Consider the following 14,451-nt stretch of genomic DNA (forward strand, 5'->3'; position numbering starts at 1 on the left):
CGGCCCGGTCACCCCCCCCCCCCCCCCGCCGGCATCCTGCCCGCCCCCGCCCCCCGCCCCCCCCCCCCGCCCACCACGGCGCCGGAGGTCAAGCAGTTGCGCCCCCACCCCGCGGGGGGCCACGACTGGATCGGCGCAGGCCGTGCCGCACACGGAATGGCCTCGGGCCGAAGCCAACTCGGCGCCGACATCCACGAGGTCGACAACGCCGCGTCGCGCTGCGGGCGACTTCTCGACGAGCAACTGCTTGACCTCCGGCGCCGTGGTGGCCTCGGCGGTGGCCATGGCCGCGGTGCCGATCAGGATGCCGTCGAGCGGCATGGTGGGATAACCGTGCCTTGTTGCCCATTCGCCGGTCAGGTACTCGCTGGCGCGCTCGGGCGTACCGATGCCGCCACCGACGCAGATGACGACGTTGTCACGCACGCGCAGCTCGGCGTAGGTGGAGAGCAGCAGGTCGTCGAGGTCTTCCCATGAGTGGTGGCCGCCAGCGCGCCCGCCTTCGATCTGCACGATGACCGGGTGGTGCGGTACCTCGGCGGCGATGCGGATCACCGAACGGATCTGCTCGACGGTGCCGGGCTTGAATGCGACGAAACGCAGTCCTGCCTCGACGAATTCGTCGACGAGGGCCACGGCGTCCTCGAGTTCGGGGATACCCGCCGACACGATCACGCCGTCGATCGGAGCGCCCTGCGCCCGCGCCTTCTGCACGAGACGCTTGCCGCCGAGTTGGAGCTTCCACAGGTACGGATCAAGGAACAGCGCATTGAACTGTGCCTCGCGGCCGGGCTCGAGGAGGTCGGTGAGCGTGGCGACGTTGCGCGCGAAGATCTCTTCGGTCACCTGGCCACCGCCGGCGAGTTCGGCCCAGTGGCCCGCGTTTGCCGCGGCGGCGACGATCGCCGGGTCAACTGTGGTCGGGGTCATGCCCGCAAGCAACATCGGAGAGCGCCCGGTCAGTCGGGTGAACGCCGTCTGCACGACGCGCCGACCGTCGGCGAGCTCAGCCAGCGTCGGGGCGAAGTCGGACCAACGGCGTGCGACCTCCGGAATTCCACCGGGGCTGAACAGGTTTCGCTGACCTCCGCGAAGTGCGGTGGCCACCAGGCCGACGCCCTGCCCCCGAACGAGCGGCGCGGTGAGTCGCGTTGCGAGATCGCTGGGACCGAAATCGAGAATCCACGCGGCGCCGTCGGCGATCACGGCGTCGATCTGAGCAACCCAGTCGACCGGTGCGACCAGAATCGATTCGGCGTGACCGGCAGCGGAGTCGGCGTCGATTCCGCAGGTCTGCGCCCACTCGCGCACCAGATCGACCGCCGGTGCCATGCCGGGGTGGTGGAATGCGACGCTGACGGGAAGCTCGTCGAAGACGGGGGCGAAGGGCGCGCCGCCGGTGACCTTTCGCTTGCGGTCGTCGGCCTCGGCGGCCACGATGCGCTCGCACTCCGCCGCGAACGCCGCGAGGTGCCGGGGTGCGCCGGACAGCACAACCGAACGACGGCTGTTGCGAATGGCGATCACGGGTGCGGTGACCAATTCGGCGTCAGGCAGCCCCGCGCGATAGGTCGAGAGGATCTCGTCGATGCGTGCCGGGGCAACGTTGGTGATCGACAGCATCGGCGAGCCGTCGGGACCGCTCGCCAGGCCACGACGTCGAGCAACGAGCGTGCCCGCGGCAGCGATGAGATGCGCGATCGCAAGTAGCTGTCCGCAGCCGCTCTCGCCGTGCCGGATGGCGTCGACAGCGAGTGATCCCTGCGAATGTCCGACGACGGCGACGGGTGCGATCGCATCGGGATCGAGGCCCTGCTTCTTGAGTGATTCGACGGCGGCAACCTGGCTGAGGAGCACACCGGGCCCGCTCAGTGCGAAGTCGGCGAGCTCGGCGTCCGACGGCACCGGCTCGCCTGCATCGGCTGCACGCACCCACGCGAGCGGATGGAAGCCGTCGGGGCGGGCGATCTCGATGGAGTCGGCAACGGGGGCGAGCATGCGCTCGGCGACGGCGACTGCTCCCGCCAGCTTCTGCTCTAGATCGGCGTCGACGACCAATTCGGCCAGTGTCGACAACCACGGACCACCCTGTCCACCGAAGCTGATCGCGTACTGCTCACCTGCTGCGAGCCGATCGATCAGGGATTCTGCAGGGCGTCCGGTGTTGCGGCTTCCGTGGTGCCCTGGGCGGAATTGGTCGACGGTCACGGGCTCTCCTCGTGGTTCGGGGCTCGGTTGATATGCGATGCAGGAGTTGTCTGGGTCTCGTGCGAGAGCACCACGTGGCACGACCCGGCGGCGGGGGGATATCGCCGGGTCGCGCACGTGTCTCTCACGAACATGCTTGCCCAGCAACACCTTTGACGCTGTGGCGGGCGACTGACAGTTCCGCATGGAACGTCGTCGACATGAACGTGGCACTCATGATGGCACATAAACGTGAGGACTTCCTCATGTTGTTCCCGACCCCCAGGTATACCCGCGAGTAGTCCCGCCGGTAACAAATGACGCCGCTTCCCGCCGCCGAAACCATGTGCACATCCGACCAGTTCGCGGCGCATTTTCTTGCTGATTCGAGCTCCGATCGAGGCGCCCTACGCTCGTTATATAATCGTTATGTGACCTGTCGCACTACGTGTCGCTCGTTGCGACATGCCACGCCCGCGGGACTGTCGAGCCCGGGCGGCGAAGTCGTTAGGGTTCAGGGATGACCGACTGCGTGTTCTGCCAGATCGTCGACGGTTCCGCGCCGGCCCGAAAGGTGTACGAAGACGACGCCGTGGTGGGCTTCCTCGACATCAAGCCGGTCTCGCGTGGGCACACCCTCATCGTTCCCCGAACGCATTCGGCGGGCCTGGCAGATCTGGCTCCCGACGACGGCGCTGCGCTGATGCGTGCGGGACAGGTTGTCGCGGCCGCATTGCGGACGACGCCGCTGACACGCGACGACTCGCCTGCTGATGGGGTGAATCTCGTCGTCAACGACGGAAAGGCCGCCTTCCAGACCGTCTTCCACACGCACCTTCATGTGATCCCCCGTCACCGCGGCGACAAGCTCCGCATGGCGAGATCGCTGCTCGTGCGCCGCGACAAGACCCCCGACGTCACCGCGGCCACGGTGCGTGCGGCGGTCCTCGAACAGATCGGACGCGCATGACCTACGACGACGCCCTCACCACTCCTGATGCGCAGATCCCCCAGGCCGCCATCGACACCCTCGCGGGTGCCGAGTGGATCACTGTGTTCACCGGTGCGGGAATGTCGGCCGACAGCGGTGTGCCGACCTTCCGCGACGCACAAACGGGACTCTGGGAAAACTTCGACGCCGAGCAACTGGCGACCCCGCAGGCGTTCAATGCCGACCCCGCCCTCGTGTGGGGGTGGTACCAGTGGCGCGCGCACCTGGTCCGACAGGCCGCCCCGAACGCAGGACACCTGGCGTTGAGCACCCTGGCAGAGCCGACCGACGAGGCCGACGACGCACCATCGGTCATGGTGGTGACACAGAACGTCGACGACCTACACGAGCGTGCAGGCAACACGGTGGTCAGCCACCTACACGGTTCCCTCTTCGCTCCCCGCTGCTCGCGCTGCGGACACCCCTACGAGGGCAGAGATGCCGACCCGACAACAGCCACCGACGAACGCCCGGTCGAGCCGCCCGCATGCCCGATATGTCTGTCGCCGGTACGGCCGGGCGTCGTGTGGTTTGGCGAACCACTCCCCGCGGAGCCGTGGGCACGTGCCGAGCAGGTATTCGACGTCGCCGATGCCGTCCTCGTCGTGGGGACGAGCGGGATCGTCTACCCCGCCGCGGCGCTGCCCGAGCGCGCAGCGAACCGCGGCATTCCGATCATCGAACTCAACCCGGAACCGTCAGGACTGAGTTCTGTTGCCACGCATAGCATTCGGACCACCGCCGCGCGAGGCCTACCCGAGATCGCCGAACGCGTGCGTGCCACACGGCGCAACCGATAGCTGCTACTCCGCTCCGGTCAGGTCGATCGGTTCCCACGCAGCAGCCTCGCGGGAGGCCGTCGCCGATACCGAACCCGGTTTGACGCCTCGACGGTCGAGAAGCCGGATCACCGCGGCGAGCGCGGCGTCGGCGTCGAGCTCGAACTCCGATTCGCGCACGCGCGCGAATTCCCAACCGCAGCGGCGCAATTCACGCTCGCGCTCCATGTCGGAGCGCGCCTGCGCGCCTGTCGAGGTGAACTCGTCTCCGTCGCATTCGACGGCCATCCGGCCCTCCGAACCCGTGACCACGAGATCGATGACCCGATTGTTGACAAGGACTTTCGGCGTCACGTGATAGCCGAGCGCGGCCAAGCGGTTGAACACCCGCTGCTCGAAGAGGCTGTCGAAAGGTTCGACTCGCTCGTCGTCGGGGACGTCGGAGGGCATCGGAGCGATGGTCGGTCCCTGATTTGCCTGCATGTAGCCCAGCAGCGAGTAGCGCAGGTCGTTGGGACGCAGATCGTCGAGTCCGACCGAGTGGAACAACCACACCTGGTCCATCGCGCGCGACGCGGCGACGTTGATTCGACGCTGTGACTCTGCGCGGGTGAGGGCACTCAGTGATGCGGGGTCGGAGACCACCATCGACAAGAACATCACATGTCGTTCGTCGCCCTGGAAGTCGGGCGGGGTGCCCACCCGGATACGACGCGCACGCCAGGTCTCCTCGTCGACGGCCTCACGCAGGAGACGGGTGATCTCATCGACCTGCTTGGCTCCCTGCAGCGCGATGATGCCGAAATCGAGTTGGGCATAGGCGGAATCGGCGAGGCAATCGAGCAGTGTCGCAACGATCGCCGCGGCCTCGCCTTCGTTCACCAACGACTGCCCCTGGCCGGAGGCCACGCCGTCGACCCGCACGGTCCGCAGGGGATCGAGCCGATCGGCACCGAACTGTCGAACGGGAACGAGTGGCGACCCACCGTAGAACTGTCGCGACGAGTACTCGATGATCTCCGGCATCGACCGGAAATGTTCACGCAGTCGGATAAGGTGACCGAATCGACTGCGCAGCAACGAGAACAGACTCGATCGCGGTGTCAGCCCGTCGCGGAGATAATGCGGGAGATCGGGAAGCTCAGCGTCGAGCCTGGCAAACGCATCGTCGAGCGAGGTTCCGGCGAGTCCGCGTGGGGCGCACTGCTTGTCGTCGCCGACGACGATGACGCGGGGCGCGAGCCACAGCAGAAACGAACTGGTGATGTCGGCCTGACTCGCCTCGTCGACGATCACGACGTCGAACGAATTCGGTTCGGGCGGAAGCATATCGGCGACCTGGCTGGTCGACATGATCCACGCGGGAACTGCCGACTGCGCCTGCTCCATCGCTTCGCGCGCGGCAGCCCGGAATCGGTTGGCGTGCTTGCCCGATCCCTTGCCGAGATTGATCATGTGGTCGCGGTAGGACTGTAACGCCTGCACCTGGGCGACGGTGGTGCGCGCGAGACACGCCCGCCACGCGCGCGCGGCGGCGAGCTTGGTGGTCAACTGTGCGATGTCGGCGTCGGCCTCGTCGAGTGCCGACGCCAGACGCGCCTCGGCGTCGGGGTCGCTGCGTTCGGCCACCCAGGTCCGCGCCCGACGCCACTCCCACGCGCCGACCACGTCACGTAGGCGCGCGTCCCACGCCGGGTCGTCAGCTGTTGCGGCCAGCGCCGCGTAGAACTCCGGTGCCTTGCCGCGCAGCCGCAGAGCGAGCAGATCGACGGCCGCTTGGTCGTTCAGCTCACCACGCGCAGTGGTGAACGCACGTCGCGCCGCCCTGATCGCCTCCGCATCGGCGTTGGCCAGTGCGGCGACAAGTGCATCGCCTTCGGGCGACGGTCCCCTTTCGACCTCGGTTGACAGCCGGTACGCGTGATCGGCCAGTTCCTGCTCGGCGAGAATCGCATCGTTGGCCGCCGCGATCGACGCACCCTGGTGGGCAACCTCTGCGACCTGCGCGACGCTGCGCGGGCGCGGGCCACCGGGACTGATGTACTCGAGCTCGCGAATCAACTGATCACGCGCAGAAAGCAGATCCGATACCCAGGCGAGCTGCGTGTCGAGGCGGACGAGCTGGCTGAGCTGCTTGGATCGGGAACCGGCGGTGTCGACGGGGACATGCAGATCCGCGAGCACGCGATGCACCTGACTCACGGCATCGAGGACCGCGAGGTGATCAGCGACGAGCGCCAGGCTGTCGGCGTCGGTGGCTGCGTGGCCGTCGACGCTGGCTATGGCGCCCGATTCTTCTACTGCCCGTTGCTGTTCGGATCTCAGGAGGCGGCCACGCCAGCGTCCACCCTCGCGAAGATAGGTCGCGGCAGCTGCGAACCGCTCACTGTCACCAGGCCTCGCGTTCTCGACGACGATGACGTGCGCGCCGATCGCCCGGTCACGCTGCGCGGCGTCGGCGATGACCGACGAGAGAGCCGTGACGCGCGACCACAGGTGCGCTTCCTGACCGGCGAGGAGCCTGTCGGCCATGTCGACGACCAGTGGCGGGAACGTCGCGACCTCACCGGAGGCCACCGCGAGGTGATCGCAGATCCCCTTTATCCGCAGCAACCGTTCGCTTCCGACGTCCGACAGGATCGACATCAACGAACCGCTACCGACCATCGGCTCCTCGGGTCGCTGTCTGATCCGTTCGCAGATCGCGTCCATCGTCATCGTGTCGGGTAGGTAGTCGTCGAGGTCCGGCAGTCGCTGCGCGAGACGCCCGGAATCGTCACCGACGCGGCGAAGCAGTTCGAGCAGTCGGGTGAACTCGCCGCCGTCCAGTGGAGGCAAAGCGCCGTCGAGCGGCCCGGGAAGCCAGTCGAAACGTTCGGCGTCGGCGTTGCACGCGCGCACGATCGACGCCGCGGTACCGCGATAGTCGCCCGCAACCCACTCGTGCACCTCGGTCTCGGACGAACGCAGGTCCCACAGACCGCGGAGCGCACGCTCGCGCCGATCGACCGCCTGCGCACGGCGGTAGGCGAGGTCGTCGATCTCTGCGTCGGCGACACCGGGTGAGAAACTGGACTTGCGGTCGGCGATCGCCTCGACGCCCGACACCACGGCGTCGTAACTGTCGGTGCTGATGTCGGCGAGCGAAACGGTCAACTCGCGTAGCTCCGGCGGGAGGATGTCGCGCAGCACCTGCAGCGCGTTGACCTTCTCACTGGTCACCAGCACGCGCTGCCCCTTGGCGAGAAGTGCCGAGAGGACGTTCGCGATGGTCTGGGTCTTGCCGGTACCAGGTGGTCCTTCGACGACCACGCCGCTGTCGACACCGAGTTGGGCCAGCACGTCACGTTGCTCGACATTGGACGCGAGCGGGAACATCGCATCGGCGACGAGTTCGGCCGCAGGAGTCGTTCCCGGCCCGCTGAGCGCCGCCAGCCGGTCTGCTGCCTCGATGGGCGCGACGAGCTGCGACAGCCCGATCGGCACCTCGGTGTCCGGCTCGCGCAGTGCCGCCAGCATGGCGTCGTAGAAGCGCAACGCCGACCCCGTTCCGCGGTTGCGGAGAACGATGGCCGGCGCGAGGTCGATGGTCAGTGACACGTGATCGTCGTCGATGACGACGTTGTCGCGCCACGCGGAAACAAGTTGTCCCGCAGCAGAATTTGCGATGTTCGTCAGGCCTGCTACACGTCCCCGCTGCTTGACCGCCTCGGACAGGTCGATGCCGTCGATGGAGGCGAGCAGGTGGGTGTCGTGGATCATCGGAACGCCCGCGGATCCGAGCGAGATCCGGATGACCCCCGAATCGGTGTCGCGTTCCGCGACGACGTCCTGAGTCAGCAGGTGTTCGCGAACGAGGGGCTCGGCGTCGTTCTCCTTGTCGACGACGGTGACCAGTCCGTTGGCGAGGACGATCTCGAGCGCCTCGGGATCGGCGACGAGGTCGTCGAGGATCGTCGACAGTTGCGAATACGTGTCATCGTCCGGAGATACCTCGACGACGGTCTGTCCTGGCGCCGCTCCCGTGCGTACCTGCACCGGCGTCGACCTGCCTACCCACACGACTGCGGGATGCGAGTCGACGGTGGTGACCGACACCGATCGTGACCGGACCAGGCCGCGGAGGAAACCGATCAGCCTCGACACCTGATCCCGACGCTCATCAGGAGTGTCGTTGATCATGCGCTTGCTGCCTTCCCGCCGCGATACCAGAGTTCATCAACGCTACCAAGGCCGCGGAGGCCCGGTCGTGTCGACGAGCACTGTGGCGGTGCAGCTCAGCGAACCGAGGTGCCTCGAAGGGCGGGGAAACCGCCGTCGACGTAGTGCACATTGGTGTAGCCGAGGTCAGCGATCTGCTCGGCGATGCGCGGTGCCTGCGAACGCACAGAGACGACGGCGATCTCGGTGTCGCGGTTGCTGACCAGCGGGAAAGAACCGGTCGGCGTGGGCGCGAGTCGAGTTGTGACCTCATTCGGGTCGACAACGACCGCGCCGGGAACACTGCCCTGGTGACGGACGACCTGCGGACGGGCGTCGACGACGACTGCGTCTCCGTGCTCGACGTGATCGATGGCTTCTGCTGCGGTAATCGAACTCACCACTGACACTGGTGACTCACTCCTGAACTAGAACTTCTACGTGCTTGCCGGGAGCCGGATCGACCGCTCTCCCCCAAAAAAGGTTACGGAAAGATATCGATCTGTCCACCTTCGCATCATCAGCCTGGTCACAGGTTTCAACCCGTTGTATCGCGCAGCGAATCCTTCGGTCGGCTATGTCAGCCCCGACTACGGCCGGCGACGCGCGGATTACCGCGCTTCCCCCAGCTGTCACCGCGTTTGCCGTGGCGGTCACGGTTGAAGCCGCCACCGCCCTGACCATTACGTTTACCGCCACGTGCGCGAGGCGGGCCCTGGTCGCGACGGATGTCGATCGGGTTCTTGCCGATCCGCGTGTGCCTCAGGCGATCCAACGTCTCACGGTCGAGGTCCTCGGGAAGCTCGACGATCGAGAAGTCGTCGCGGATGCTGATGTTGCCGAAATCACCCCGGGTCAGTCCGCCCTCGTTGGCGATCGCGCCCACAATCGCACCCGGAGACACCTTGTGTTTGCGTCCGACAGCGATCCGATAGGTGGCGAAGTTGCCGCCACCCGACCGCGGCGCACGTTCCCGACGCTCGGGACGTTCACCCTTCGGCGGGTCGGGTGCCATCAGGAATCCACCGTCGCGGGTCTCGAGCGCCAGCGCGGCCGCGATGTCGGCCATCGCCACGTCGTTGTCGCGGGCGTAGTTCTCGATCAGTTGCCGGAACATGTCGAGATTCTCCGACGCGAGATTCTCGGTGATGGAGTCGGCGAAACGCGCGACGCGCTGGGCGTTGACGTCGTCGACGGATGGCAGATCGATCTCGGTGAGCGGTTGGCGTGTTGCTCGCTCGATCGCGCGCAGCAGGTGACGCTCGCGCGGTGACACGAACAGCAGGGCGTTACCCGATCGTCCGGCACGTCCGGTGCGTCCGATGCGGTGCACGTACGACTCGGTGTCGTGCGGGATGTCGTAGTTGACCACATGCGAGATCCGGTCGACGTCGAGTCCGCGGGCGGCTACGTCGGTGGCGACGAGAATGTCGATCCCGCCCGCCTTGAGCTGATTGATCGTCCGCTCGCGCTGGGCCTGCACCATGTCGCCGTTGATCGCGACCGCGGAGAACCCCCGCGAGCGCAACTTCTCGGCGAGTTCCTCGGTTGCCGACTTCGTGCGGACGAAGACGATCATCGCGTCGAACGTCTCGACTTCGAGGAAGCGCGTCAGGGCATCGAGTTTGCGCTGGTGAGACACCTGCAGATAGCGCTGGGTGATGTTCTGGGCGGTCGCGGTCTTGGCTTTGACCGTGATCTCCTGCGCATCGTGCAGGTATCGCTGGGCGAGCCGTCTGATCGCGCTCGGCATGGTCGCCGAGAACAACGCGACCTGCTTGTCGTCGGGAGTCTCGGCGAGAATGCGTTCGACGTCCTCGGCGAATCCCATCGTCAGCATCTCGTCGGCTTCGTCGAGCACGAGGAAGTCGAGTTGGGAGATGTCGAGTGTGCCCTTGTCGAGGTGGTCGATGACGCGTCCCGGCGTACCGACGATCACCTGCGCGCCACGCTTGAGACCGGCGAGCTGCACGCCGTAACTCTGTCCGCCGTAGATCGGCAACACACGTACATCGGGCATATGTGCCGAGTATTTGCCGAACGCTTCGGCCACCTGGAGTGCGAGCTCACGGGTCGGCGCGAGGATCAGCGCCTGCGGGCGTCGAATCTGCGGGTCGATCCGCGACAGGATCGGAATCGCGAACGCGGCGGTCTTGCCGGTACCGGTCTGGGCGAGACCGACAACGTCGCGACCCTCCATGAGCGGTGGAATCGTGGCCGCCTGGATGGGCGACGGGGTCTCGTAACCGACATCGGCGATGGCGTTGCGTACGCGTTCGTCGATGTCGAGATCGTCGAATGTGATCGACGGCGCATCTGTGGTCGGGCTGTCGGTCATGGTCTGCGTGTCCCGTTCATCGACTCATACTCTAATCCGCGGGCGGGCCAAAAGCGGCATTCACGTGCCGCACGGTCATGACCCGAGTCGATCACACCTGAATGTGATGAGCACCACTTTCCCTGCTACCCTCTGTGGCAACATATCCGAGCGGCATCCCGCCCGACCTCGACTATGTCCGTTATGTCTATGTCCGAAATGCCGGATACCACGTCCCAGGGGGCCACCTACATGCAGCAGTACGCCACTCCGTCGGATCTGACCGTCGAAGACAAGGCCACGCTGGTCGACACTCTGCTTCGTTATCGCGACGAACGCCCGACACTGCCATTGTTCAAGCGATTGTCGTCCGGTCAGTGGATCACAGTGACCGCCAAACACTTCGCCGACGAGGTCGACGGCGTGGCCAAAGGCCTCATCGCGTCGGGCATCGAGCCGGGCGACCGCGTCGCGATCTGTTCGGCCACGCGGTATGAGTGGTCGCTCCTCGACTACGCCATCTGGCGTGCGGGCGCGACAACCGTCGCGGTGTACGAGACCTCTGCACCTGATCAGGTTCAGTACCTTCTCGACGACTCCGGAACCGTCGCGCTGATCGTCGAGGACGACAACCATCGCGACAAGTTCCGCGAGGTGACCGCCGCATTGCCGGCGCTTCGTGAGACCTTCGTCATCGACGACGGCGCGGTGAACGAGCTGACACAACGTGGCGCGGATGTTCCCGACTCCGAACTCGATTCGCGACACGCCAACACGGTGTCGTCCGACGCCGCGACGCTGATCTACACCTCGGGGACCACCGGCCGCCCCAAGGGCGTGGTGCTCACCCATGCGAACTTCCTCGCTGAATGCGCGGCGACCCGCGAGGCCGTCGGCTCGGGCCTCGAAGAGGGCAATTCGACGCTCCTCTTCCTGCCGTTGGCACACGTCTTCGCCCGCGTCATCGCCGTCGCAAGCCTGGAGAGCGGCGTGATCGTGGGTCACACCAGCGATATCCCGCACCTCGTCGAGCATCTCGCCACGTTCAAGCCGAACTACGTGTTGTCGGTGCCGCGCGTGTTCGAGAAGGTCTACAACTCCGCCAAGCAGAAGGCATACGACGGCGGTAAGGGATCAATCTTCGACAAGGCCGCCGACACCGCCATCGAGTACAGCGAGGCGTTGGAAAAGGGCGGACCCGGCATCGTGCTCAAGCTCAAGCACAAGGTGTTCGACGCCCTGGTCTACAACAAGCTGCGTGCCGCACTCGGCGGCAACTGCGACGGTGCGATCTCGGGCGGAGCCCCACTCGGAGCGCGCCTCGGGCACTTCTTCCGTGGCGCGGGTGTGCCGGTTTACGAGGGCTACGGCCTGTCGGAAACCACAGCTGCAATCACCGCCAACAGCGAAGAGCACCAGCGTGTGGGTTCTGTCGGGCGGCCGATTCCCGGCGTGACCATCGCGATTGCCGACGAGGACGGCGAGGTTCTCGTCAAGGGACCTGTGGTCTTCACCGAGTACTGGCACAACCCCGACGCCACCGCCGACGCGATTCGCGACGGATGGTTCCACACCGGCGACGTCGGACGTCTCGATGACGGCTATCTCTACATCACTGGCCGTAAGAAGGAATTGATCGTCACCGCGGGCGGCAAGAACGTCTCCCCCGCCCAGCTCGAGGACTCGATCCGCGCGCATCCAATGATCAGCCAGTGCCTCGTCGTCGGCGACAACAAACCATTCATCGCCGCATTGATCACCATCGACACCGAGGCGGTTCCCGGTTGGCTCGAGCGCAACGGGCTCGCTGCCGACACCCCGTTGACCGAGCTGGCCTCCAACGACAAGCTGCGCGCGGAGATCACCGAGGCTGTCGACGCCGCCAATGCGAAGGTCTCCAAGGCCGAGGCGATCAAGAAGTTCAACATCCTCGACACCGATTTCACGATCGATTCGGGCGAGCTCACGCCGACGATGAAGCTCAAGCGCAACATCATCCACTCGGCCCATCAGAAGGCGATCGCCGACCTCTACACGTGATCGCTTAGTAGACAGTCAAACCGCACCCCGCGTGGCCCTGCACGGCTACGCGGGGTGCGGTCTTCTACGCTCGAATGACCATGACCCGTGATCTCGCCATCGACGCCACGCGCGGCGTCGCCATCTGGTCGATGATCACGGCGCACTTCGCCCTGGGAATGCGCATCGCCGAGCCCACGCACTCGTTCCCCTACGTCGACGGGATGTCTGCGTTCGTCCTGCTGTCGGGATTCGTTCTGGGCCTGGTGTATCAGCGGTGGATCGAACGCCACGGATTGTGGTTCGCCTACCGACGTCTCACCAAACGGATCGTCGTGCTGTATCTCTGCCAGTTGACGATCGCGCTCGTCGCCGTCGCCGCGGCGATGGCCGGGCATCGCTGGCTGACGCTCCTACTTCCGATCGATGGGTGGGGTGAAGGTATCCGACTCGCGCTGAAAATGGATTACCTGCCCAGTGAGGGCAACATCTTGTTGCTGTACCTGGTGTTGATGACCTCGGCGTATGTCGTATTCCCCCTTCTGATGCGTGGATGGTGGGTCGCGGTGCTGTGCGCATCGTTCGCGCTGTACGCGATCTCGCAGATTCACTCCCCAGACTGGTTTTTCCTGACCCAGTCGATGGCGTCTCCGCGGACGGAGAACTGGGCAGCGTGGCAGATCATGTTCGTGCCCGCACTGGTGATCGGCTGGAACTGGCGACGATGACGGCGCTCATCGAAATTCCCCAGTGATGCTCATCTGAATTCCCCACCCGTGTGGCACCGCCAGAGTAGGCGGGCCTCCCGTGATGCTGATGGTCTCTGACCACTCACCAACTATCTCGGGAGGCCCGCTTTCATGTTGACACGGGAGAACGATGTGGAAGTACATGCACTACACAAACGGGGGTGGACGATCTCGGCGATCGCCCGCCACACCGGGCACGACAGGAAAACCATTCGCGCCTACCTCAACGGTGAGCGCAGCCCGGGCGAGCGTAAGAAGTCGGCGGCGGATCCGTTCGAGCCGTTCCTGGCCTACGTCACCGCGCGTCTGGTTGAGGACCCACATCTGTGGTCACGGACGTTGTGCGACGAACTCGAGGACCTCGGCTACACCCAGTCCTATCCGACATTGACCCGCCAGATCCGGCAACGTGGCCTGCGTCCGACATGTGAGGCGTGCGCCCTGGTGACGGAGCGGGCGAACGCGGTCATCGAGCATCCGCCGGGTGAGGAGACGCAATGGGATTGGGTGGAGTTACCGAACCCGCCGGACGAATGGGGTTGGGGTTCAACAGCATTCCTGCTTGTCGGGTCGTTGGCGCATTCCGGCAAATGGCGGGGCTACCTGGCGCCGGATATGACTCGCCCGCAGGTGATCGCCGGGATCGACCGCATCACCCGCCGACTCGGCGGGGTCACCAAGTCGTGGCGATTTGACCGGATGGCGACGGTTTGCCACCCGTCGACCGGCGCGTTGACCGCCGAGTTCGCTGACGTGGCCAAGTATTACGGGGTCTCGGTCGATGTGTGCCCACCTCGCAGAGGCAATCGCAAGGGTGTGGTGGAGAAGTCCAATCACACTGCTGCACAACGCTGGTGGCGCACCCTTCCCGACGAGACGACACCCGAACAAGCGCAAACCAGCTGCGACACCTTCTGCCGCACCCGCTCGGATGCACGGATGCGCCCGACCTCTGATGGTCGGGCGAGTGTGATCACGGTGGCCGCTCGCGAACCGCTCAGCGCCCCACCAGCGGCTCCGTATCCGGCCACGCTCACCGAGATGCGCACGGTATCGCGCCAGGCGCTGGTGGCGTGGCGCGGCAACCAGTACTCGGTGCCGCCGGAGGTGGCGATGAGTGAAGTCACCGTGAGCGAGCGGCTCGGGGACGGACACATCGACATCGCCACCGATTCGGGCATCGTGATCGCGCGGCACCGCCTCGCCACG

General features: G+C 65.8%; 7 protein-coding genes and 3 pseudogenes. 6 read left to right on the forward strand and 4 right to left on the reverse strand.

Annotated elements, in window-relative coordinates; translation table 11 throughout:
- Positions 1-96: 96 nt before the first annotated feature.
- Positions 97-201 (forward strand): annotated as a pseudogene (locus A5777_RS25865) (hypothetical protein); the annotation flags it as partial.
- 29 nt (positions 202-230) lie between these two features.
- Here the strand turns inward: A5777_RS25865 and A5777_RS21945 are convergent.
- Positions 231-2,208 (reverse strand): annotated as a pseudogene (locus tag A5777_RS21945) (fatty acid synthase subunit beta domain-containing protein); the annotation flags it as partial.
- A gap of 499 nt (positions 2,209-2,707) precedes the next feature.
- Between A5777_RS21945 and A5777_RS21950 the strand changes: the two are divergent.
- Both A5777_RS21950 and A5777_RS21955 read left to right on the forward strand, forming a co-directional pair.
- A complete protein-coding gene (locus A5777_RS21950) occupies positions 2,708-3,157 on the forward strand; it encodes an HIT family protein (protein ID WP_005207802.1) in 450 nt (149 codons plus the stop codon).
- Positions 3,154-3,978, forward strand: coding sequence for an NAD-dependent deacylase (locus A5777_RS21955; RefSeq protein ID WP_064864598.1), 825 nt, complete (start codon positions 3,154-3,156; stop codon positions 3,976-3,978). The genes A5777_RS21950 and A5777_RS21955 overlap by 4 nt, the downstream gene beginning before the upstream one ends.
- Positions 3,979-3,981: 3 nt before the next feature.
- Here the strand turns inward: A5777_RS21955 and A5777_RS21960 are convergent, their stop codons facing one another.
- The 3 genes from A5777_RS21960 to A5777_RS21970 form a co-directional block, all read right to left on the reverse strand.
- The gene (locus tag A5777_RS21960; protein WP_064864600.1) at positions 3,982-8,139 is read right to left on the reverse strand and encodes an AAA domain-containing protein; all 4,158 of its coding nucleotides are present in this window, start codon (positions 8,137-8,139) and stop codon (positions 3,982-3,984) included.
- A gap of 95 nt (positions 8,140-8,234) precedes the next feature.
- Positions 8,235-8,567, reverse strand: coding sequence for a rhodanese-like domain-containing protein (locus A5777_RS21965; RefSeq protein ID WP_005207805.1), 333 nt, complete (start codon positions 8,565-8,567; stop codon positions 8,235-8,237).
- 170 nt (positions 8,568-8,737) lie between these two features.
- Positions 8,738-10,495 carry a DEAD/DEAH box helicase gene (locus A5777_RS21970; RefSeq protein WP_064864602.1) on the reverse strand — a complete coding sequence of 586 codons (1,758 nt, stop codon included), beginning with the start codon at positions 10,493-10,495 and terminating at the stop codon, positions 8,738-8,740.
- A gap of 231 nt (positions 10,496-10,726) precedes the next feature.
- Here A5777_RS21970 and A5777_RS21975 point away from each other — a divergent pair, with 231 nt between their 5' ends.
- The 3 genes and pseudogenes from A5777_RS21975 to A5777_RS21985 form a co-directional block, all read left to right on the forward strand.
- Complete coding sequence (locus A5777_RS21975) at positions 10,727-12,514, forward strand: AMP-dependent synthetase/ligase (protein WP_064864604.1); 1,788 nt, start codon at positions 10,727-10,729, stop codon at positions 12,512-12,514.
- Between the two features lie 74 nt (positions 12,515-12,588).
- Positions 12,589-13,218: pseudogene (gene opgC / locus A5777_RS21980) on the forward strand (OpgC domain-containing protein); the annotation flags it as partial.
- 135 nt (positions 13,219-13,353) lie between these two features.
- A partial coding sequence (locus tag A5777_RS21985) for a Mu transposase domain-containing protein (protein ID WP_064864606.1) occupies positions 13,354-14,451 on the forward strand: 1,098 nt, incomplete at its 3' end.

The organism is Gordonia sp. 852002-10350_SCH5691597, assembly GCF_001665715.1.
GTDB lineage: Bacteria > Actinomycetota > Actinomycetes > Mycobacteriales > Mycobacteriaceae > Gordonia > Gordonia sputi.

What these genes read in the sequence shown, in the direction of transcription:
- A5777_RS21950 (WP_005207802.1), top strand. Translation starts at nt 2,708, where the DNA reads ATGACCGACTGCGTGTTCTGCCAGATCGTCGACGGTTCCGCGCCGGCC.
- A5777_RS21955 (WP_064864598.1), top strand. Translation starts at nt 3,154, where the DNA reads ATGACCTACGACGACGCCCTCACCACTCCTGATGCGCAGATCCCCCAG.
- A5777_RS21960 (WP_064864600.1), bottom strand. Translation starts at nt 8,139, where the DNA reads ATGATCAACGACACTCCTGATGAGCGTCGGGATCAGGTGTCGAGGCTG.
- A5777_RS21970 (WP_064864602.1), bottom strand. Translation starts at nt 10,495, where the DNA reads ATGACCGACAGCCCGACCACAGATGCGCCGTCGATCACATTCGACGAT.
- A5777_RS21975 (WP_064864604.1), top strand. Translation starts at nt 10,727, where the DNA reads ATGCAGCAGTACGCCACTCCGTCGGATCTGACCGTCGAAGACAAGGCC.